The sequence below is a fragment of the Catellatospora sp. KI3 genome (genome assembly GCF_029948125.1).
Classification (GTDB): Bacteria; Actinomycetota; Actinomycetes; order Mycobacteriales; family Micromonosporaceae; genus Catellatospora.
In genome coordinates, this window is sequence record NZ_JASAMB010000022.1 from 18,585 (window position 1) to 38,447 (window position 19,863).

The following is a 19,863-nucleotide window of genomic DNA, read 5'->3' on the forward strand; positions in this document are numbered from 1 at the left end:
GACGGCTGGGGGTGTGACATGCAGTAACCTGCGGCGGTGGACAGTACGTCGACGCTGCTGCTGGTCGGGGACCTCACCGGGGTCGCGGTGTTCGCCGCCTCGGGCGGCTCGGCGGCGGTGGGCAAGCGGCTGGACATCTTCGGCGTGGTCTTCGTCGGCTTCGTGGCCGCGCTCGGCGGCGGAATCCTGCGCGACCTGGTGATCAACCAGGTACCGCCGCTCGCCTTCGCGAACTGGCTCTACCCGGCCACCGCCATCACCGCCTCGCTGGCGGTGTTCTGGCTGCATCCGCACCTGGACCGGCTGCGCCGCACCGTGTACGGCCTCGACGCCGCCGGCCTGGGCCTGTTCACCGTCACCAGCACGCTGAAGGCCCTCGACGCCGGGGTGCCCGCGTTCGGGGCCTGCCTGCTCGGCATGCTGACCGGCATCGGCGGCGGCCTGATCCGGGACCTGCTGCTGGGGGAGATCCCGGTGGTGCTGCGCCGCGAGATCTACGCCGTGGCGTCGCTGCTGGGCGCGATCACGGTGGCGGTGCTGGCGCGGTCGGGGCTGGGCGACGCGGTCACGTACACCGCGGCGGCCCTGCTGGTCTTCGTGGTACGCATCACGGCGCTGTACCGGCACTGGTCGGCGCCCCGCCCGCGCGTCTCCACCGGAGCGTCGCCGGGCACCGCCCAGACGGCCCCGGGCGGCCACGGCGCGGGTCCGGGCGTGGCGGGAACGACACCCGATGGAGCGGGTCCGACACCGGGCAGCCGCACCGACCTGTCATGAAGAGCCGATAGACTCCAGGCGCAGCCCCCGTGGCGCAGCCGCCGTCCGACCCGGACGACGGTCGCGCGTCGGCACGCGGCTCGTCCCTGTTCCGCCCCTGGCGGAGTGCCCGGGACTGCCTGTGCCGCCCGGGGGCGATCATGGTCAGTCTGCCGGCGCGCCGCGTGCGGAGCGCCGCGACGAGCCGTGTTCGACTTTCGATGCCGAGCCCCCAGGAGGCCGTCGCGTGGCGCCGCCCCGCCCTGTACCCGAGTCGTTCCCGGCGCTGCGTGACTGGCAGCGCAAGGCACTGGTCGAATACCTGCGCCGGCGCAGCCCCGACTTCCTGGCGGTGGCCACGCCCGGCGCCGGCAAGACCACGTTCGCGCTGCGAATCGCGGCCGAGCTGCTGGCCGACGGCACCGTCGACGCGGTCACCGTGGTCGCCCCGACCGAGCACCTGAAGCTGCAGTGGGCACAGGCGGCGGCCCGGGTGGGCATCCAGCTCGACCACGCGTTCCGCAACGCCGACGTGTACAGCGGGGCCGACTTCCACGGCGTCGTGGTCACGTACGCGCAGGTGGGTATGGCTCCGCACGTGCACCTGCGGCGCACCACCACGCGCCGGACGCTGGTCATCCTCGATGAGATTCATCACGCGGGCGACTCGCGCAGCTGGGGCGACGGCGTCAAGTCGGCGTTCGAGCCCGCCGTGCGGCGCCTCATGCTGACGGGCACCCCGTTCCGGTCCGACGAGAACCCGATCCCGTTCGTGACCTACGAGAACGTGGGGGAGGTGCAGCGCTCGCGCGCCGACTCCGTGTACGGCTACTCCGACGCGCTGGCCGACGGGGTCGTCCGCCCGGTCATCTTCCTGGCGTACTCGGGGGAGACCCGGTGGCGGACCAGCGCCGGGGACGAGCTGGCGGTGCGGCTGGGCGAGCCGCTGACCCAGGACCTGATCGCGCAGGCGTGGCGTACCGCGCTGGACCCGGGCGGCGACTGGATGCCGCAGGTGCTGCGGGCGGCCGACGCGCGGCTGCAGGTGCTGCGTGACGGCGGCATCGGCGACGCGGGCGGGCTGGTCATCGCCTCCGACCAGCAGACCGCCCGGGCGTACGCGAAGCTGCTGGAGGCCGTCAGCGGCGAGAAGACCACGGTGGTCCTCTCCGACGACACCGGCGCCTCCGCCAAGATCGGCGAGTTCTCCCGGTCGCAGCAGCGCTGGATGGTCGCGGTCCGGATGGTGTCCGAGGGCGTCGACATCCCGCGCCTGGCCGTCGGCGTCTACGCCACCAGCGCCTCCACCCCCCTGTTCTTCGCCCAGGCCATCGGCCGGTTCGTGCGGGCGCGGCGCCCCGGGGAGACCGCCAGCGTCTTCCTGCCCAGCGTGCCGCAGCTGCTGGGGCTGGCCAGCGAGATGGAGCTGGCCCGCGACCACGTGCTGGGCGGCCCCAAGGCCAAGGAGGACGGCCTCGACGACGAGCTGCTGGCCCGGGCGAACGAGTCCGAGCAGGCCAGCGGCGAGCTGACCAAGAAGTTCGAGGCGCTGTCGGCGACCGCCGAGCTGGACCAGGTGATCTTCGACGGGGCGACGTTCGGGCTGCCCGCCCAGGCCGGCACCCCCGAGGAGGAGGACTTCCTCGGCCTGCCCGGGCTGCTCAGTGCGGATCAGGTGGCCGCGCTGCTGACCAAGCGCCAGGCCGAGCAGGCGGCGACGATCCGCCGCAACCGGGCGGCCGCGCCCGCTCAGCCGGAGCGGGAGCAGGTGCGCGACATGTCCGCCGCCGAGCGCCGCATCCACCTGCGCCGCCAGCTCAACGCCCTGGTCGCCGCGCACCACCACCGCACCGGCCTGCCGCACGGAAAGATCCACTCCGAGCTGCGCAGCAAATGCGGCGGCCCGCCCAGCGCCCAGGCCACCATCGAGCAGCTCGAAGAACGCATCGCCACGATCCAGAGCTTCTGACCGGCCCCGACAACCACTTCCGCACAACTTCGGCACAACTTCGTCACTGGCCCCGGGAACCACTCTCGCACTGCTCCGGGACAGTTTCGTCACCCGCCCCGGCACCGCTTCGGCACTGGCCCCGGCAACCGCTTCGGCGCTGCTTGGGCACTGGCCCCGGCAACTGCTTCGGCACTCGCCCCGGCAACTGCTTCGGTACAGCTCCGCGCCGCTTCGCCAGCCGGGGCAGCAGCTTCGGCGCTGCCTCTGACGGCCGTCGCCGCTGAACGGTCCTCGAACGGCGATCTTCCTGCGATGATCGCCGTTCGAGGCCGAATCGGGGATTTATGGCGCGGTTTTCGACCGCGATCCGCGATCATCGCAGGAAGATCGCGGACCGTGGCCAGTTTCTCCTGGTCGCCCCGCGCCGGAGCGCGTGATGCCCCGCGCCGGAACTCATGATCTTGCCGCTCGGTTCCTGCAGTTTCGGGAAAAGTGCGGGAATCGCGGCCAAGATTCGTGCAGTTTCCCCGAAACTGCTCGCGGCTCGCGGCTCGCGGCTCGCGGCTCGCGGCTCGCGGCTCGCGGCTCGCGGCTCGCGGCTCGCGGCTCGCGGCTCGCGGCTCGCGGCTCGCGGCTGGCGGCTCGTGGTGCTGCTGCGTTGGGTGGCGGCGCGGCTCCTGGTGCTGAGGGGCTGCTGCGTTGGGTGGCGCCGCGGCGCGGCTTCTGTGTGAACGCGGCGCCCGCGGTGGCTGGGTGGCGGTGGGGTGGGTGGCGGCGCGGCGCCTGCGTGAACGCGGCGCCCGCGGTGGCTGGGTGGCGGTGGGGTGGCGGTGAAGCCTGGTGGGGACGCAAAAGAGGTGCCGCTGGGTGCGGCACCTCTTTTGGTAAGCCTGTAGTGGTTACTTCGCCATCAGGTCGGCGCCCCGCCACGTGAACTCGGGGTCGGCCGCCACGTCGACGGCGATCTTGATTAGGTCCTCGGCGTACTTGTTGGCGTGGTGTCCGCAGAACACCAGCTCGCCCCCACCGGCCAGCTTCACCCGCAATTTGCCCGCCGCGTTGCAGCGGTCGCACCGTTCATCGGCGGCTGGGGCAGCCGCCGTTTCCGGCGGCGGCGTGAGGGTCTGGGTCATCGCCTTCCTCCTCTGGTCGTCACCGATGTTGACATCCATCGTGCCGGAGAGTCCAGCGTTGCTGAACCCGCCGTTGTCATTCAGCTCGTTACCCACGAAGACCTCAACGCCGACCGCGTCGGGGGCCTTCCCGGATTGGCCTCGGGGGGACCGGGGTCACATCCGGTGGGCGGTGGAGCCTACCTGGTCAGGCGACCATCGGGGTGATGAGCGCCTCTGGACAGTGTGCCGTCCCCCCAGAGTGCCACGTCAACGCATCCGCGTCGAACAGAAACCATGGGCCTACGCGTATCTGTACGCAAGGTGACTGATTCCGTACGTTCGGTGGATACCAAATGCCCGAATTAGGGGATTTGGGAGTCCACAACGTGACCACTCCGGGGCGATATGACCTAGTCGAGGTAGTCCCGCAGCACCTGCGACCGGGACGGGTGGCGCAGCTTCGACATGGTCTTCGACTCGATCTGGCGGATGCGCTCGCGGGTGACGCCGTACACCTGGCCGATCTCGTCTAAAGTCCGCGGCTGGCCGTCGGTCAGGCCGAAGCGCAGCCGCACCACGCCCGCCTCGCGCTCGCTCAGCGTCTGCAGCACCTGCTGGAGCTGGTCCTGCAGCAGCGAGAACGAGACCGCGTCGACGGCCACGACCGCCTCGGAGTCCTCGATGAAGTCGCCGAGCTGGCTGTCGCCCTCGTCGCCGATGGTCTGGTCCAGCGAGATGGGCTCCCGGGCGTACTGCTGGATCTCCAGCACCTTCTCCGGGGTGATGTCCATCTCCTTGGCCAGCTCCTCCGGGGTGGGCTCGCGGCCCAGGTCCTGGAGCAGCTCGCGCTGGATGCGGCCGAGCTTGTTGATGACCTCGACCATGTGCACCGGGATGCGGATGGTGCGGGCCTGGTCGGCCATGGCGCGGGTGATGGCCTGCCGGATCCACCAGGTGGCGTACGTGGAGAACTTGTAGCCCTTGGTGTAGTCGAACTTCTCGACGGCGCGGATGAGGCCGAGGTTGCCCTCCTGGATCAGGTCCAGGAACGCCATGCCGCGGCCGGTGTAGCGCTTGGCCAGCGAGACCACCAGGCGGAGGTTGGCCTCCAGCAGGTGGTTCTTGGCCCGCTCGCCGTCGCGGGAGACCCACAGCAGGTCGCGCTGCATGTCGCGGGTGAGCTGCAGGCCCTCCTCCTCGGCCTGGCGCAGCCGCTCGGCGGCGTACAGCCCGGCCTCGATGCGCTTGGCGAGCTCGACCTCCTGCTCGGCGTTGAGCAGCGGCACCTTGCCGATCTGCTTCAGGTACGCCCGGACGGAGTCGGCGGAGGCGGTCAGCTCGGCGTCCTTGCGGGCCTGCTTGAGCGCCTCGGACTCCTCGGCGTCCCACTCGAAGTCGTCGGCGGCGGCCGCGTCGGCCTCGGCGGCCTGCGCCATCTCCACGGGCTCGTCGACCACGACGTCCTCGAGGTCGGCGGCCAGGTCCTCGACCGTGAGGTCGGCGCCGTCGGGCTCCTCGCCCTCGCCTTCGCCCTTGGGCTTGGCGGCCTTGGCCGGCGCGGCCTTGTCGGCTGTCTTCTTCTCGACAGCCTTCTTGGCGGCCGGAGCGGCCTTCTTCGCCGCGGCGGCCTTGGCCGGCTTCGCCTGGGCGTCGTCACCCTCGGCGGCCTTGGCCGCCTTGGCGGGCGCCTCCTTGACGGGGGCGGCCTTGGCGGCGGCCTTCACCGGAGCGGCCTTGGGCGCCAGCTTGACGGGCGTCGCCTCCGCGCCGTCGCGCTCGCCGGCCGGGGCCTGCTGGGGTGCGGTCTGCTTGGGTGCGGCGGGCTTGGGGGCCACCGGCTTGGGCGCGGCCTTGGCCGTGGTCGCCTTGGAGGCGGGCGTGGCGGCGCGGGCGGCGGCGACCTTGCGGCGGCCGTTGGCCGAGTCGTCGACCTCGACCGTCACACCGGCTTCGAGCAGTGCGCGCAGCAGCTTCTTGGCCTGGGCGGGCGTGACGTCGGCGGCCTCGACGGTGCGCGCCACGTCCGCAGGCGTGAGCCGACCGCCACTGCCGGAGGCTTGGGCGATCAGCATGTCGGTGAGCGAGCGAACGTCGGCGCTGATCTGGCGGGCTTCAGTCACGGACGACCTTCCGGAGGCGAGGATCGAGCAGAATCTGCGGCCGACCGCCGGTGGCGCGGATCGCGTCCCGGTGGGGTCAGCCAGTGTGATGTGTGGATGCGCCCCGCGCTGTCGGCACGTGGCAGGCGTGAATTGTAGCGCCGTACTCGGCGATCATCTCGATGCGCACGCCGGATGAGGTCCCGCGGCCCGGCCGGGTCGCTTGGCAGGATGGCACCGGGTTGCCGGAGAGGACGGTCATGAACGAACTGGAACTGCTGGACATCGCCGTACAGGTGGCCGCGGACGCGGCCGTTACGGCCGTCCGGATGCGGGCCGAGGCCATCACGCAGGTGGGCACGAAATCGACCATCACCGACGTGGTCACGGCCGCCGACCGGGCGGTCGAGCAACAGGTGGTCGCCGCGCTGGCGGCGCGACGCCCAGGTGACACAGTACTCGGTGAGGAGTTCGGCGGCCCTGCCGTTTCCGCCGAGGGGGTGCGCTGGGTCGTCGACCCGATCGACGGCACGGTGAACTACCTGTACGGGCTGCCGCAGTACGCGGTGTCGATCGCGGCGGAGGTGGACGGCCAGGTGGTGGCCGGGGTGGTGCACAACGCGGCCACGGGCAAGGTGTGGACCGCCGCGCTCGGGCACGGGGCGTGGCACGAGGGGCGCCGGCTGGGCGGTTCGAACGCCACGGACCTGGCCGTCTCGCTGGTCGGCACCGGCTTCGCGTATGCGAAGGAGCGGCGGGCCCACCAGGCGGCCGTGGTGGCACGGCTGCTGCCGCAGATCCGGGACATCCGGCGGATGGGCGCGGCCGCGCTGGACCTCTGCGCGGCGGCCGAGGGCCAGCTGGACGCGTACTACGAGAAGGGCCTGGCCGAGTGGGACCTGGCGGCGGGCGGCCTGATCGCCCGCGAGGCGGGCCTGCTGGTCACCGGGCTGTCCGGACGCCCGGCCGGGGCGCGGATGACGCTGGCGGCGCCTGAGGCGCTGCACGGGGTGCTCCACGACGTGCTGGTCGAGCTCGACGCGGACGGCGGGCCGTAGCCGCCCGGGTATGCGGACGGGCCCCGTCGACCGTCCGGTCGCCGGGGCCCGCCCTCATCGTGCGTCGCGGATCACTTCGTCTCGGCGCAGGTGCCGTCCGGAGCCACCGGGTTGCCCAGCTGGGCGACGGCCTGACGCATCTCGGTCGGCGTGGCGAGCTGGCGGTAGCCGCCGCCGATGACCACGTCGATGATGTCGTCCTTGCGGTTGATGTCGAACTGGTTCTCGGCGTCGTCCAGGAAGTACGCTCGCAGCAACTGGGCCGCGCCCACCGCCTTCGGGCCGTACCGCAGCACCGCCACGGTGTCGGCGAGCTTCTTCTTCTCGTCGCCGACCTTCTTGACCTTGAACTTGCGGTTGGTGAAGTCCGCCGCGACGTTCGTGGCCAGGTTGGGAGTGTTCGTGGCGTTGAAGACGTTGATGTTCACGTCGCTCTCGGCCTCGGGCAGCTTGAGGTTGGCCGGGACGTACCCGCTCGGGCAGCGCTGCACCGCGGGGGGCTCACTCTGGGTGTCACGGGTGAGCGTGACCACCGCCAGGACGATGCCGATGATCGCCAGAGTGCTGACGATGGCGATCGCCCGAATTCGTGCCATTTGCATCTCGTGCGCTCCCCGTGAGCTGGAGTCGGTCAGCCGCCACAATTGACGGCATGGGCCAGAGGTTATCGGTTGACCGGCCCGGTAGGGGCCGCGACCCGACAGACGGCCGGAATTGGCCGGACGTTCCCGGCGCGCCGACAGTGATCGGCGACCGGCTGCCCCTACCTTGGTGACGCCTGAACCAACGGTCGGAAGCGGCTGTCGGCTCAGTCACATCGGGAACAACTTCGCGTGCGAGAGCGTACAAATCCCACACGGGCGCGCTAAAGTACCGCGCTCGTTGGGAACACGGATACGTCGACGTACGCCGACGGTAACAACACTGATTTGGGAGTGTGACAATCGATGGCCACCGACTACGACGCCCCGCGCCGTGACGAGGCCGATCTCGGCGAGGACAGCCTTGAGGAACTCAAGGCCCGGCGAGTCGACTCACAGTCGGGCAGCGTGGACGTGGACGAAGTCGATCTCGCGGAGGCGTTCGAGCTTCCCGGCGGCGACCTCGCCGACGAGGAGCTGACCGTGAAGGTCGTGCCCATGCAGGCTGACGAGTTTCGTTGCTCGCGCTGCTTCCTCGTACATCACCGCAGCCAGCTGGCCGGCGAGCGCAACGGCGAGCCGATCTGCCGGGAGTGCGCCTGACGCCGATGCCCGACAGGGCTTGACGCGGTGGGGTGAGATGGCGCAGAACATCAGGGGGCATGGCTGAGGGGGGGCACGCCGCCGCAACGCGGCGTGCCGAACGATCCGCCAGCCCCCGTTGCCTGTGGCCCTGCGGCCGCCGGCGCCGTCTCAGCTGACAGGAGAGCGCGCCATGACCACCAGCCCCGAAGTACCGGTGCCCGACGAGCCGTCCCCGTCGGGCACTGCCGTTCCCGGCGGTACACCGCCTGACGGCAAGGGCGTGGCCAGGAACGACGCGCTGGCCGTGGCCGTGGCCGGGCTCGCCGAGGGGGAGCTGGACACGTCCGGACGCCGCAGACTGCTCGGCCGCCTGCTGGTCGGCTTGAAGGAGCGGGGCGTCAAAGAGGTCTTCATGCCGCGCAAGGCGATCAACTGGATCACCGAGGCGGTGGGCGACATCGCCCCGCACATCCCGATCCGGGACCTGGAGACGCTGCGGCGGCACTACCCCGGCCTCGACGACGAGGCCCTGGCGGAGCGCCTGATCCGCAACGCGGCGCGGTCCGCGGCGGGCATCGGAGCCGTCGGCGGCGGTGTCGCCGCCGTGGAGTGGGCGGCGCCGCCCGCCCTGCTGAGCACCCCGGTGCTGCTGGCGACGGAGACGGTCGCCGTGGTCGGGATCGAGCTCAAGCTCATCGGCGAGCTGCACGAGGTGTACGGCCAGCCGGTCGTCGGCGGCGGCGGTCAGCGCGCGATCAACCTGCTCCAGTCCTGGGCCGGCCACCGGGGGATCAACCCGATGGTGCCCGCCGGGGCCACCGCGATCGTGCTCGGCACGGCCACCCGCAAGCAGCTTCGCGACATGATCCTCAAGCGGTTCGGACGCAACCTGACCACGCTCGGGCCGCTGTTCACCGGGGCGGCCATCGCCAGCTACCTCAACCGCAAGGCCACCAAGCGGCTCGGCGAGGACCTGCGCCGCGACCTGCGGCACCGGCAGGGCCAGCACCCGCAGCTGCCCCGCGGTTAGCGGACGGCCGCGGCGCCCTCGTTGAGGGCGCGGACCAGGGCGTCCGGGTGGCGGGTGCTGATCACCCAGTACGGCGTGATGTCGTCGGGGTCGGCCAGGACCACCTGGACCGCCTCGGCGATCCACGGGCGCTGCACCACGAAGGCCAGCGGGTCGGCGCTGGGGCCGAGCAGCTCGCGCCGGGTCTCGGCGTCCAGCGCAATGGCGCGGGAGACCACCCCCAGGGGCAGGCGGGCGTCGTCGACCTGGAGCTCGGTGCCGGTCACCGCGATCCGGACCCGGCCCAGCCACCACAGCCCGGCCGCGGCCAGCGGCAGCAGCACCGCGTACGGCAGCCAGCTGCGCGGGCCCGGAGCGCCCAGCCCGATCTGGGCGGCCAGCACCGCTGTGACCAGCAGCACTGTCGGCCACAGCCACAGCGGCACCGTCAGCCGCTCGGTGTGCCGGGGCGCAGGCCGTGCCGCGCCGACCCCCGTCGCCGTTGTGCCTGAGGACGCCATGCCGCCGCCTGGATGTGTCACAACGTCGAGGGTAGGTCCCCATGGGCCCGCCCGGCGCGGCAGGATGGACGTGAAGAGACGCAGCTCCCTGGTCGGGGCCGCGTCGCCAGTACTCCCCCGGAGGTCTGACCGTTGTACCCGACTGCGATGCCCGCTGCGCCGGGCGAGCCTGTCGTGATCCCGATCCGGCGGCTGGATCCGCAGGTGCCGCTGCCGTCGTACGCCCACCCGGGTGACGCCGGCGCCGACCTGTACGCGGCCGAGGACGTGGTGCTCGCCCCGGGCGAGCGGCGCCTGGTGCGGACCGGGGTGGCGGTGGCCATCCCGGACGGATTCGTGGGACTGGTGCACCCGCGCTCGGGTCTGGCGGCCAAACTGGGGGTGACCGTGCTCAACGCGCCCGGCACCGTGGACGCGGGGTACCGGGGCGAGATCCTGGTGAACCTGATCAACCACGACCGGGCGAACGAGGCGAAGATCGTGCGAGGGGACCGCGTCGCGCAACTTGTCGTGCAGCGGGTGGAGCGGGCACACTTCCACGACGTCGCCGAGCTGCCGGACTCCGAACGGGGGACCGGCGGGCACGGTTCGACCGGGAACTAGGAGGAACAGTGATCTTCTCGCGACGACGTGCCGCCACAGGTGGCCGGCACGCCAAGGCCGAGGAGCCGCGTTTCGAGGACGCCCGCGCCGCCCGGCGCGCCGCGCTGCTCGGCGAGGACTATCAGCCCGACGGGCCGAAGGCCCCCCGGGGCGCCGGTGCCGCCGAGGACTCCCCGCTCCGTGGTTCGATCTTCGGCGACGACGGCCCGTACGACCAGTACGACGACATGCCCGACGCGCCCCGGCTGGACCTGGGCAGCCTCCACGTCCCCGCCATCGACGGCGTCGAGATCCGGGTGCAGGCCGGTGAGCAGGGGGCGATCGGCCAGATCGCGCTCGTGCACGGGCCCAGCGCGCTGCAGCTCGGCGTGTTCGCGGCCCCGCGCTCCGAGGGCATCTGGGACGAGGTGCGCGAGGAGATCCGCCGCTCGCTGTTCGCCGACGGGGTCGCCTCCGAGGAGGCCCCGGGGCACTGGGGCACCGAGCTGCGGGCTCGCATCCGTACCCCCGAGGGCTTCAACGACCTGCGGTTCGTCGGCGTGGACGGGCCGCGCTGGATGGTCCGGGCCGTGTTCCAGGGCCCGGCCGCGCTGGACCTGCGCCAGGCCGGTCCGCTGCTGCAGTGCCTGACCGGCCTGGTGGTGCACCGCGACGACCAGGCCCGCCCGGTGCGCGAGGCGCTGCCGCTGCGGCTGCCGCAGCACCTGGCCCAGCAGGCCGCCGCGGCGCAGGCCGCGCAGGGCGCCGATGAGGAGGCGTTCGAGCAGGCCCGGCAGGAGCAGCTGCGCCAGGAGCAGGAGGCGCAGTCGCGGTACGAGCGGTACGAGTCGCCGCGCTCCGAGCTGGTGCCCGGCCGGGTGCCGCCGCCGCCCGCGCCGACCCCGTTCGGCTCCATCACACCCGCCGGACAGCCCGCGCCGGGCACCGTCTCCGGCGGCGACACGCCCCGGCGCAAGCCCTCCCCGCGCCCGCGTCGCGACTGAACTCTTAGTAATCGAACTCACACCCTCGGTGCGCCGCAGCTCAAGCGGCGCACCGAGCGCGTTCGTGCCTTCCGGCGTACGCTGCTGCGGGGCTCGCCGGTCGGCCCCCCGCCGCGAAGTAGGCTGGTGGGTACGAATCCGCCGGGCCCCTACCCCGGCGGGGAGGGATTGAGAGCAGGTCATGTCGACCGACGAACCACGACAACGTCCGCGCGGCCTGCGCGGGATGCTCCACCGCCTCACCGCCTCCGACCAGGAGCTGGAGTCCGAGGAGCTGCGCCGCGACAGCGAGCGGGCGGGCTGCGTCTGCGCCGACACCGTCGGCCGCGGCGACCTCGTCAACGTCACGGGCCGTCTACGCACCGTCGTGTACACCCCCCGCACCAACCTGCCCACACTCGAGGCCGACCTGTACGACGGCACCGACCTGATCACCCTGGTCTTCCTGGGCCGCCGCCACATCAACGGCATCGAGCCCGGCCGGGGGCTGCACGTGCGCGGCCGGGTGGCCCTGCGCGACGGCCGCAAGGTCATCTTCAACCCGTACTACGAACTGGAAGCGGCGGCATGAGCGAACGCGATCGGGCCCAGGTCGGCACGGACGAGCAGGAGCAGGAGCTGCCCCCGTTCGCGGTGCAGATGTCCCAGCAGCTCGGCGGCTGGCGCGGCCTGTTCGAGTCCAGCATTCCCGTGATCGTGTTCGTGCTGACCAACGTGGTGCTGGGGCTGAAGTGGCCGACCGGCCAGACGGCGCTCAAGTGGGCCGTCGGCGTCGCCGTGGCCACCGCGCTCGGCATCGCGATCGTCCGGCTGTCGCAGCGGCGCCCGATCCGGCACGCCGTCAACGGCCTGTTCGGCATCGCCCTGGGCGCCGCGCTGGCCTGGAACTCCGGCGAGGCCCGCGACTTCTACCTGCCCGGCATCCTCTGGACCGTGGCGTACGGCCTGGCGATGCTCGTCTCGATCGTCTTCCGGCAGCCGCTGGTCGGCTGGCTGTGGACGGTGGTGGCCAACGGCGGCCTGAGCGACTGGCGCGAGGACCGGCGGATGGTGCGCACCTTCAGCTGGCTGACCGGACTGTGGGCGGCGATCTACCTGCTCAAGGCGGCCGTGCAGACCCTGCTCTACCTCGCCGACCAGGCGACCGCGCTAGGCGTCGCCCGCATCGTGCTCGGCTACCCGCCGTACGCGCTGCTGCTGGCCGTCAGCATCTGGGCGGTCCGCCGGGTCCGGCGCGACCCCGCGGACCCGGTCCTGTCCGCCTGACCCCCGCTCCGCGACCTCGACCACCAGCAGGGCCCGTGCTTCGGCACGGGCCCTGCCGCCGTCGTCTCCCGGATGGGCCGGTCCGGGGCTTCGCTGCTGCTCAAGCCGTGACCCGGCTCAGCGGCAGCGGATGCCGCACAGCGGTCGCGGATGCCGCTCGGTCGCGGATGCCGCACAGCGGTTTCCGCCCTCAGGAGCCGATCATCGCCACCTTGACCCTCGAAGATCGCTATCCGAGGTCGGCAAGGCGCCGTACAGGCCCTGTTCCGGCCGCAGCTAGCGATCATCGGCGGGCGGGCGGGCTGCTGCGTCGGGTCGGGGGGTGGCGGGGTGGGTCAGCGGCGGCGGGAGCGGGTGCGCTCGACGCTGTCGGCGCCGAGCATGACGGAACGTACCTGCTCCTCGACCTCGACCGTGCAGACGAACACCAGCTCGTCGCCCGCCTCGACCGGGTCGTCCGGGCTGGGCGTGAGCACCCGGCGTCCGCGCACGATGGCGACCAGGGCGCTGTCGTGCGGCAGCGGGATGTCGCGGACCGGCTGGCCCACGTGCGGCGCGTCCTGCGGCAGGGTGATCTCGACCAGGTTCGCCTCGCCCTGGCGGAACGTCATCAGCCGGACCAGGTCGCCGACGGTGACCGCCTCCTCGACCAGCGCGGCCATCAGGCGCGGCTTGCTGACCGAGACGTCGACGCCCCACTGCTCGGTGAACAGCCACTCGTTCTCGGCCCGGTTGACCCGGGCGACCACGCGCGGCACCGCGAACTCGGTCTTGGCCAGCAGCGACACGACCAGGTTGACCTTGTCGTCGCCGGTGGCGGCCACGACCACGTCGCAGGCGGCCAGGTTGACCTCCTGGAGGCTGGACAGCTCGCACGCGTCGGCGAGCACCCAGTCGGCGGCCGGCACGCGCTCGGGGCGCAGCATCCGGGGCTGGCGCTCCAGGAGCATGACCTGGTGGCCGTTCTCGATCAGTTCCTGGGCGATGGAGCGCCCGACGTTGCCGGCACCGGCGATGGCGACACGCATGGTCTGCTCCTTCTAGGCCGCGGCGGCCGGCGCGGCGGCTGCGATCTTGGTGACGGTGCCCGCGATCTCGTCGGTGACCAGCATGAAGACCTGGTCGCCGTCCTGGAGGACGGTGGAGTCGGTGGTCAGCTGGCCGAGGCCGAAGCGCATGACGAAGGCGGCCCGGGTGCCGGTCGCCTCCTCCAGCGCCCGCAGCGGGTGGCCGACCCAGGCCGGGTTGATCGGGGTCTCGATGATGGCGACCGTGCTGGTCGGGTCGCGGTAGAGCTCGGTGGCGCCCTCGGGCACGAGGTGGCGCACGATCCGGTCGGCGGTCCAGCGCACCGTGGCGACGGTGGGGATGCCCAGCCGCTCGTACACCTCGGCGCGGCGCTGGTCGTAGATGCGGGCGACGACCCGCTGGACGCCGAACGTCTCCCGGGCCAGCCGCGCGGAGATGATGTTGGAGTTGTCGCCGCTGGAGACCGCCGCGAACGCGTCGGCGCGCTCGACCCCGGCCTGGATCAACACCTCGCGGTCGAAGCCCACCCCGGTGACGGTGGTGCCGGCGAAGTCGGGGGACAGGCGCCGGAACGCGTCGGCATCCTGATCGATGATCGAGACCGAGTGCCCGCGCGCCTCCAGGCTGTGCGCCAGTGTCGAGCCGACCCGGCCGCATCCCATGATCACAACGTGCACGTCGCCGCCTTTCGAGCCTGCTTCGCCCCCAGCCTGCCATGACCGGGGGGCTCGCGCGACATCAGAGTGCCACGGCGCAAAGGGCGGGCGCGTCGTAGGCTCCCCCTGTGGCGAGCCCTACCTCCCTGCTGAAGCGACTGCTGCTCGGCAGGCCGTTCCGATCCGACCATATGCAGCACACGCTGCTGCCCAAGCGGATCGCACTGCCCATCTTCGCCTCGGACGCGCTCTCCAGCGTCGCGTACGCGCCCGGCGAGATCCTGCTGACCCTGTCCGTGGCCGGTGCCGCCGCCTACGCGTACTCCCCGTGGGTGGCGCTGGCGGTCGTGGTGGTGATGCTCACCGTGGTGGCGAGCTACCGCCAGAACGTGCACGCGTACCCGTCGGGCGGTGGCGACTACGAGGTCGCCACGGTCAACCTCGGCCCGAAGGCGGGCCTCGGCGTGGCCAGCGCGCTGCTGGTCGACTACGTGCTCACGGTCGCGGTGTCGATCTCCTCCGGAGTGGACAGCCTCGGCGACGCGATCCCGCTGATCGGCCAGCACAAGGTGGTCTCGGCGGTGCTGCTGATCGCGATCCTGGCCGCCCTGAACCTGCGCGGGCTCAAGGAGTCGGGTCTGCTCTTCGCCATCCCGACGTACCTGTTCATGTTCGCCATCGTCGGGCTGGTCGGCTGGGGCATGTTCCGCATCCTCGTGCTCGGCGAGGACCTGCAGGCATCCAGCGCCGACCTGACCATCCTGCCCGAGCACGGCATGAGCGTGGCCACCAGCTTCGCCTTCGCGTTCCTGCTGGTGCGGGCGTTCTCCTCCGGCTGCGCCGCGCTCACCGGCGTCGAGGCGATCTCCAACGGCGTACCCGCGTTCAAGTCGCCCAAGAGCCGCAACGCCGCCACCACGCTGCTGCTGCTGGGCACCATCTCGATCGCGATGATGCTCGGCATCGTGGCGCTCAGCCTGATGACCAACCTGCAGTACGTCGAGAACCCCGCCGAGCAGATCGTCGGCGCCGGGCCCAACTACAAGCAGCCCACCGTCATCGCGCAGCTGGCCGAGGCCGTCTTCAACCACTTCCCGCCCGGCTTCTACCTGGTCATCGGGGTGACCGCGCTGATCCTGGTGCTCGCCGCCAACACCGCCTTCAACGGCTTCCCGGTGCTGGGCTCGATCCTGGCCCAGGACCGCTACCTGCCGCGGCAGCTGCACACCCGGGGCGACCGGCTGGCGTTCTCCAACGGCATCATGTTCCTGGCCGCGTTCGCGGCGGTGCTGGTGATCGCGTTCCAGGCGCAGACCACGCGGCTGATCCAGCTGTACATCGTGGGCGTGTTCGTGTCGTTCACGCTGTCGCAGATCGGCATGCTGCGGCACTGGAACCGGCTGCTGCGCACCGAGCGCGACCCGCTGGCGCGGCGGCGGATGAACCGGTCCAAGGCCATCAACGGCTTCGGTGCCGTGATGACCGGTTTCGTGCTCATCCTGGTGCTGTTGACGAAGTTCACCCACGGTGCCTGGATCTCGCTGGCGGCGATGGCGGTGATCTACGCGGTGATGGTGGCGATCCGCAAGCACTACGACACGGTGGCGCGCGAGCTGGTGCCGTCGGAGGAGCGGCCGGTGCTGCCCGCCCGCAACCACGCGGTGGTGCTGGTCAGCAAGGTGCACCTGCCGACGATGCGGGCGCTGGCGTACGCGAAGGCGACCCGGCCGGACACGCTCACGGCGCTGACGGTCAACGTCGACACGGCCGACACCCGGGCCATCCAGGCCGAGTGGGAGCGGCGCGGCATCAGCGTGCCGCTGACGGTGGTCGACTCGCCGTACCGGGAGATCTCGCGGCCCATCATTGACTATGTGAAGTCGCTGCGCCGGTCGTCGCCGCGCGACGTGGTCACGGTCTTCATCCCGGAGTACGTGGTCGGGCGCTGGTGGGAGCATCTGCTGCACAACCAGTCCGCGCTGCGGATCAAGGGCCGGCTGCTGTACGAGGCCGGCGTGATGGTCGTCAGCGTGCCCTGGCAGCTCGACTCGACCAGCACCACCAACCTGGACCGGCTCGACCGCAGCCTGGCCCGCACGCCGGCCCGCGGCCCCCGCCCGGGGGAGGATGGGTACGTGAGCACGCATGACTGACACCGCTGTCGCCGTCCAGGCCGACGAGCTGTACGAGGGTGACCGGGTCGAGGTGACCGTCGGCCCGGTGGCGCACGGCGGCCACTGCGTGGCCCGGCACGCCGGACGGGTGATCTTCGTCCGGCACGCCCTGCCCGGCGAGCGCGTGGTGACCGAGATCACCGAGGTGCACAAGGCGTACCTGCGCGGCGACGCCGTCGAGGTGCTGCAGGCGTCGGCGGACCGGATCACCCCGCGCTGCCCGTACGCCCATGCCGACGGCTGCGGCGGCTGCGACCTGCAGCACGTCGCCCCGCCCGCGCAGCTGGACTGGAAGGCGGCCGTCGTCCGGGAGCAGCTGGTCCGGCTGGGCAGGCTGGCCGAGGAGGAGGTCGACGCGCTGGCGGTGCGGGTCGAGGCGCTGCCCGGCGGCGACGAGGGCTGGCGCACCCGGGTGCGCTACCGCGCCGACGCCGCCGCCCGGCCCGGCCTGCTCAAGCACCGCTCCAACGAGGTGGTGGCGATCGACCGCTGCCGCATCGCGCACCCGGACATCCAGGCTCTGGACGTGCTGTCGCGCCGCTGGCCGGAGACCGACGTCATCGACGTGGTGCGCCCGGCGGGCGGCCCGGCCCAGCTGGTGCAGGAGCCGCCGCAGGAGATCGCCGAGCGGGCGGCCGGGCACGACTTCCGGATCTCGGCCGGGGGCTTCTGGCAGGTGCACCCGGCCGCCGCGGACATCCTGGTGCAGGCCGTGCTGGCGCAGCTGGACCCGCAGCCCGGCGAGCACGCCTGGGACCTGTACGGCGGCGCCGGCCTGTTCGCCGCCGCGCTGGCCGACCGCGTCGGCGTGACCGGCCACGTGACCGTGGTCGAGGCGGCCCGGGACGGCGTCGCGGCGGCGCGGGCCAACCTGGCCGGGCGGCCTGTCTCCGTGATCGCCGCGCCGGTCGAGAAGGCCCTGCACCGCGACCGGCGGCCGCAGCAGCGGCTGCCCCGGCCGGACGTGGTGGTGCTGGACCCGCCGCGAACCGGAGCCGGGGCGGCGGTGGTGCGCGGCGTGATCGCCGCCGGGCCGCGCGCCGTGGCCTACGTCGCCTGCGACCCGGCGGCGTTCGCCCGCGACGTGCGCACGTTCCGGGAGGCGGGCTGGCGGCTGGCGGCGCTGCGGGCCTTCGACTGCTTCCCGCAGACCCACCACGTCGAGTGCGTGGCGCTGCTGGTGCCGTAGCGGGCCGGGACCGTCACCGCGCCGTCGCGGACGGTTGCCGGGCCCACCGAGGAGTGAAGGTTCGGTGCAGGGGTACCGGACGATGTGAGACCCGGTGCGGCCTGCCGATAGACTGCCCACACCATGAGCGATCGGATTGAGGTGGCGGTGTGAACGAGCGCACGAGCCTGTTGAGCACGGTTCAGGGACCGCAGGACCTCAAGGCCCTGACCCCGGAGCAGCTGACGGGGCTGGCTGCCGAGATCCGGGACTTCCTGATCGCCAAGGTGGCCCGCACCGGCGGCCACCTCGGCCCGAACCTCGGTGTGGTCGAGCTCACCCTGGCCATGCACCGGGTGTTCGACTCGCCCACCGACCGGTTCGTCTTCGACACCGGCCACCAGGCATACGTGCACAAGATCGTCACCGGCCGCCAGGACGGGTTCGACCTGCTCCGCCAGCGCGGCGGCCTCACCGGCTACCCGAGCCAGGCCGAGAGCGAGCACGACCTGGTCGAGAACTGCCACGCCTCGACCGCCCTGTCCTACGCCGACGGCATCGCCAAGGCGTACGCGCTGCGCGGCGAGAAGCGCCACGTGGTCGCCGTGGTCGGCGACGGGGCGCTCACCGGCGGCATGTGCTGGGAGGCGCTGAACAACATCGCCGCCACCGACAACCCGCTCGTGATCATCGTGAACGACAACGGGCGCTCGTACGCCCCGACCATCGGCGGCCTGGCCGACCACCTGGCCACGCTGCGCCTGAACCCGGGCTACGAGAAGGTCCTCGACCTGGTCAAGGACGCGCTGGAGAAGACGCCGCTGGTCGGCAAGCCGCTGTTCGACGCCCTGCACGCGGTCAAGAAGGGCATCAAGGACGCGGTCGCGCCGCAGGCGATGTTCGAGGACCTGGGCCTGAAGTACATCGGGCCGGTGGACGGGCACGACCAGGCCGCGCTGGAGTCGGCGCTGACGCGCGCCCAGCGGTTCAACGGGCCGGTCATCGTGCACGCGGTCACCGCGAAGGGCTACGGCTACCAGCCGGCCCTGGACGACGAGGCCGACCGGTTCCACGCGCCGAGCGCGTTCGACCCGCTGACCGGCCGCCTGCTGGCCGCGCCGAGCCTCAAGTGGACCAGCGTCTTCGCCGACGAGCTGGTCACCATCGCCGCGCAGCGGCCCGACGTGGTCGGCATCACCGCCGCCATGCCGGAGTCGACCGGCATCGACAAGCTGGCCGCCGCGTTCCCGCAGCGCGCCTTCGACGTCGGCATCGCCGAGCAGCACGCCACCACCTCGGCGGCGGGCCTGGCCCTGGCCGGGCTGCACCCGGTCGTCGCGGTGTACGCCACGTTCCTGAACCGCGCGTTCGACCAGGTGCTGCTCGACGTGGCCCTGCACCGGCTGCCGGTGACGTTCGTGCTGGACCGGGCGGGCATCACCGGCCCCGACGGCCCGAGCCACTACGGCATCTGGGACATGTCGGTGTTCGGCGTGGTCCCGGGCCTGCGGGTGGCCGCGCCGCGCGACGCCGAGACGCTGCGCGAGGAGCTGCGCGAGGCGGTCGGCATCAACGACGGCCCGACCATCGTCCGGTTCCCGACCGGCTCGGTGCCCGCGGCGCTGCCCGCGCTGCGCCGCCTGGGCGGCAGCGACGGGCTGGGCGGCGTGGACGTGCTGGCCGAGGCCGAGCGCAAGGACGTGCTGCTGGTCGCCGTGGGCTCCTTCGCGCACCTGGCCGTGCAGGTGGCGGGCAAGCTGGCCGAGCGCGGCTTCGGCGTGACCGTGGTCGACCCGCGCTGGGTGCGGCCGGTGCCCGTCGAGATCGTCGGCCTGGCCCGCGAGCACAAGCTCGTGGTCACCATCGAGGACGGCGTACGCGCGGGCGGGGTCGGCGACGCGGTGTCGAAGCTGCTGCGCGACAACGAGCTGGACGTGCCGGTGCGCGACCTGGGCGTGCCGTCGCAGTGGCTGGACCACGGCACCCGGGCGGAGATCCTGGCCGAGATCGGCCTGACCGCGCCGGAGATCACCGAGAAGGTCACCAAATGGGCCTCGGCGGTCGCCGCCCCGGCCGAGCAGCCGCTGACCAGCTCGGTCCGCGGCTGACCCAGCCGATCGAGCAGTAGCGCAGGGGCCGTCCGGCAACGGGCGGCCCCTGCGCCGTGCGGTACCGGCCGGCCGCCTGCAACCGATACCCAGGTTCGAGGCGTCACCTCACGCGGACACATCGTGAGGCGGTGCGGGCGG

Annotated in this window: 17 protein-coding genes and 1 pseudogene; 12 read left to right on the forward strand and 6 right to left on the reverse strand. The window is 72.3% G+C overall.

Annotated features, from left to right (window positions below):
- The first annotated feature begins 36 nt into the window (after window positions 1-36).
- Together QEZ54_RS28605 and QEZ54_RS28610 are read left to right on the forward strand one after the other, a co-directional pair.
- On the forward strand, window positions 37-777 hold the full coding sequence (locus QEZ54_RS28605; protein ID WP_348650584.1) for a trimeric intracellular cation channel family protein: 741 nt from the start codon (window positions 37-39) through the stop codon (window positions 775-777).
- Window positions 778-1,003: 226 nt separating this feature from the next.
- Window positions 1,004-2,725: a DEAD/DEAH box helicase gene (locus QEZ54_RS28610; RefSeq protein WP_281307841.1), complete on the forward strand. Its 1,722-nt coding sequence runs from the start codon at window positions 1,004-1,006 to the stop codon at window positions 2,723-2,725.
- Window positions 2,726-3,606: 881 nt separating this feature from the next.
- Here the strand turns inward: QEZ54_RS28610 and QEZ54_RS28615 are convergent.
- Both QEZ54_RS28615 and QEZ54_RS28620 read right to left on the reverse strand, forming a co-directional pair.
- The gene (locus QEZ54_RS28615; protein WP_281307945.1) at window positions 3,607-3,840 is read right to left on the reverse strand and encodes a hypothetical protein; all 234 of its coding nucleotides are present in this window, start codon (window positions 3,838-3,840) and stop codon (window positions 3,607-3,609) included.
- A gap of 392 nt (window positions 3,841-4,232) precedes the next feature.
- Window positions 4,233-5,942, reverse strand: coding sequence for an RNA polymerase sigma factor (locus QEZ54_RS28620; RefSeq protein WP_281307842.1), 1,710 nt, complete (start codon window positions 5,940-5,942; stop codon window positions 4,233-4,235).
- A gap of 239 nt (window positions 5,943-6,181) precedes the next feature.
- Between QEZ54_RS28620 and QEZ54_RS28625 the strand changes: the two genes are divergently transcribed.
- On the forward strand, window positions 6,182-6,979 hold the full coding sequence (locus tag QEZ54_RS28625; protein ID WP_281307843.1) for an inositol monophosphatase family protein: 798 nt from the start codon (window positions 6,182-6,184) through the stop codon (window positions 6,977-6,979).
- A 71-nt stretch (window positions 6,980-7,050) separates the two neighbouring features.
- On the opposite strand, the gene QEZ54_RS28630 is transcribed toward QEZ54_RS28625, so the two are convergent.
- Window positions 7,051-7,575, reverse strand: a complete 525-nt coding sequence (locus QEZ54_RS28630) for a LytR C-terminal domain-containing protein (RefSeq protein ID WP_281307844.1) — start codon at window positions 7,573-7,575, stop codon at window positions 7,051-7,053.
- Between the two features lie 351 nt (window positions 7,576-7,926).
- Here QEZ54_RS28630 and QEZ54_RS28635 point away from each other — a divergent pair, with 351 nt between their 5' ends.
- Window positions 7,927-8,223, forward strand: coding sequence for a DUF4193 domain-containing protein (locus tag QEZ54_RS28635; RefSeq protein ID WP_212832865.1), 297 nt, complete (start codon window positions 7,927-7,929; stop codon window positions 8,221-8,223).
- Between the two features lie 172 nt (window positions 8,224-8,395).
- Window positions 8,396-9,235, forward strand: coding sequence for a hypothetical protein (locus QEZ54_RS28640; protein ID WP_281307845.1), 840 nt, complete (start codon window positions 8,396-8,398; stop codon window positions 9,233-9,235).
- Here the strand turns inward: QEZ54_RS28640 and QEZ54_RS28645 are convergent.
- A complete protein-coding gene (locus tag QEZ54_RS28645) occupies window positions 9,232-9,735 on the reverse strand; it encodes a DUF3093 domain-containing protein (protein WP_281307946.1) in 504 nt (167 codons plus the stop codon). The two genes, QEZ54_RS28640 and QEZ54_RS28645, sit on opposite strands and share 4 nt — an antisense overlap.
- A 147-nt stretch (window positions 9,736-9,882) precedes the next feature.
- Here QEZ54_RS28645 and dut point away from each other — a divergent pair, with 147 nt between their 5' ends.
- The 4 genes and pseudogenes from dut (at window position 9,883) to QEZ54_RS28665 (ending at window position 12,587) form a co-directional block, all read left to right on the forward strand.
- A complete protein-coding gene (gene dut / locus QEZ54_RS28650; protein WP_281307846.1) occupies window positions 9,883-10,338 on the forward strand; it encodes a dUTP diphosphatase in 456 nt (151 codons plus the stop codon).
- 203 nt (window positions 10,339-10,541) lie between these two features.
- Window positions 10,542-11,069, forward strand: a pseudogene (locus tag QEZ54_RS28655) (DUF3710 domain-containing protein); the annotation flags it as partial.
- A gap of 433 nt (window positions 11,070-11,502) precedes the next feature.
- Window positions 11,503-11,892, forward strand: coding sequence for an OB-fold nucleic acid binding domain-containing protein (locus tag QEZ54_RS28660; protein WP_281307847.1), 390 nt, complete (start codon window positions 11,503-11,505; stop codon window positions 11,890-11,892).
- Window positions 11,889-12,587, forward strand: coding sequence for a DUF3159 domain-containing protein (locus tag QEZ54_RS28665; protein ID WP_281307848.1), 699 nt, complete (start codon window positions 11,889-11,891; stop codon window positions 12,585-12,587). The genes QEZ54_RS28660 and QEZ54_RS28665 overlap by 4 nt, the downstream gene beginning before the upstream one ends.
- A 335-nt stretch (window positions 12,588-12,922) precedes the next feature.
- Here QEZ54_RS28665 and QEZ54_RS28670 read toward each other — a convergent pair whose 3' ends face one another.
- Both QEZ54_RS28670 and QEZ54_RS28675 read right to left on the reverse strand, forming a co-directional pair.
- Window positions 12,923-13,615, reverse strand: a complete 693-nt coding sequence (locus QEZ54_RS28670) for a TrkA family potassium uptake protein (RefSeq protein ID WP_217396660.1) — start codon at window positions 13,613-13,615, stop codon at window positions 12,923-12,925.
- Window positions 13,616-13,627: 12 nt separating this feature from the next.
- Window positions 13,628-14,293, reverse strand: coding sequence for a TrkA family potassium uptake protein (locus tag QEZ54_RS28675; RefSeq protein ID WP_281307849.1), 666 nt, complete (start codon window positions 14,291-14,293; stop codon window positions 13,628-13,630).
- Window positions 14,294-14,400: 107 nt separating this feature from the next.
- Between QEZ54_RS28675 and QEZ54_RS28680 the strand changes: the two genes are divergently transcribed.
- The 3 genes from QEZ54_RS28680 (at window position 14,401) to dxs (ending at window position 19,722) form a co-directional block, all read left to right on the forward strand.
- Window positions 14,401-16,425, forward strand: a complete 2,025-nt coding sequence (locus QEZ54_RS28680) for an APC family permease (protein WP_281307850.1) — start codon at window positions 14,401-14,403, stop codon at window positions 16,423-16,425.
- Window positions 16,418-17,635: a TRAM domain-containing protein gene (locus QEZ54_RS28685; protein WP_281307851.1), complete on the forward strand. Its 1,218-nt coding sequence runs from the start codon at window positions 16,418-16,420 to the stop codon at window positions 17,633-17,635. The genes QEZ54_RS28680 and QEZ54_RS28685 overlap by 8 nt, the downstream gene beginning before the upstream one ends.
- Window positions 17,636-17,784: 149 nt before the next feature.
- Window positions 17,785-19,722: a 1-deoxy-D-xylulose-5-phosphate synthase gene (gene dxs / locus QEZ54_RS28690; protein ID WP_281307852.1), complete on the forward strand. Its 1,938-nt coding sequence runs from the start codon at window positions 17,785-17,787 to the stop codon at window positions 19,720-19,722.
- Window positions 19,723-19,863: the final 141 nt, after the last annotated feature.

Bases quoted from the DNA above. Each gene is read 5' to 3' on its own strand.
- QEZ54_RS28615 (WP_281307945.1), bottom strand. From the start codon at position 3,840: ATGACCCAGACCCTCACGCCGCCGCCGGAAACGGCGGCTGCCCCAGCC.
- QEZ54_RS28625 (WP_281307843.1), top strand. From the start codon at position 6,182: ATGAACGAACTGGAACTGCTGGACATCGCCGTACAGGTGGCCGCGGAC.
- QEZ54_RS28630 (WP_281307844.1), bottom strand. From the start codon at position 7,575: ATGGCACGAATTCGGGCGATCGCCATCGTCAGCACTCTGGCGATCATC.
- QEZ54_RS28635 (WP_212832865.1), top strand. From the start codon at position 7,927: ATGGCCACCGACTACGACGCCCCGCGCCGTGACGAGGCCGATCTCGGC.
- QEZ54_RS28640 (WP_281307845.1), top strand. From the start codon at position 8,396: ATGACCACCAGCCCCGAAGTACCGGTGCCCGACGAGCCGTCCCCGTCG.
- QEZ54_RS28645 (WP_281307946.1), bottom strand. From the start codon at position 9,735: ATGGCGTCCTCAGGCACAACGGCGACGGGGGTCGGCGCGGCACGGCCT.
- dut (WP_281307846.1), top strand. From the start codon at position 9,883: ATGCCCGCTGCGCCGGGCGAGCCTGTCGTGATCCCGATCCGGCGGCTG.
- QEZ54_RS28660 (WP_281307847.1), top strand. From the start codon at position 11,503: ATGTCGACCGACGAACCACGACAACGTCCGCGCGGCCTGCGCGGGATG.
- QEZ54_RS28665 (WP_281307848.1), top strand. From the start codon at position 11,889: ATGAGCGAACGCGATCGGGCCCAGGTCGGCACGGACGAGCAGGAGCAG.
- QEZ54_RS28670 (WP_217396660.1), bottom strand. From the start codon at position 13,615: ATGCGTGTCGCCATCGCCGGTGCCGGCAACGTCGGGCGCTCCATCGCC.
- QEZ54_RS28685 (WP_281307851.1), top strand. From the start codon at position 16,418: ATGACTGACACCGCTGTCGCCGTCCAGGCCGACGAGCTGTACGAGGGT.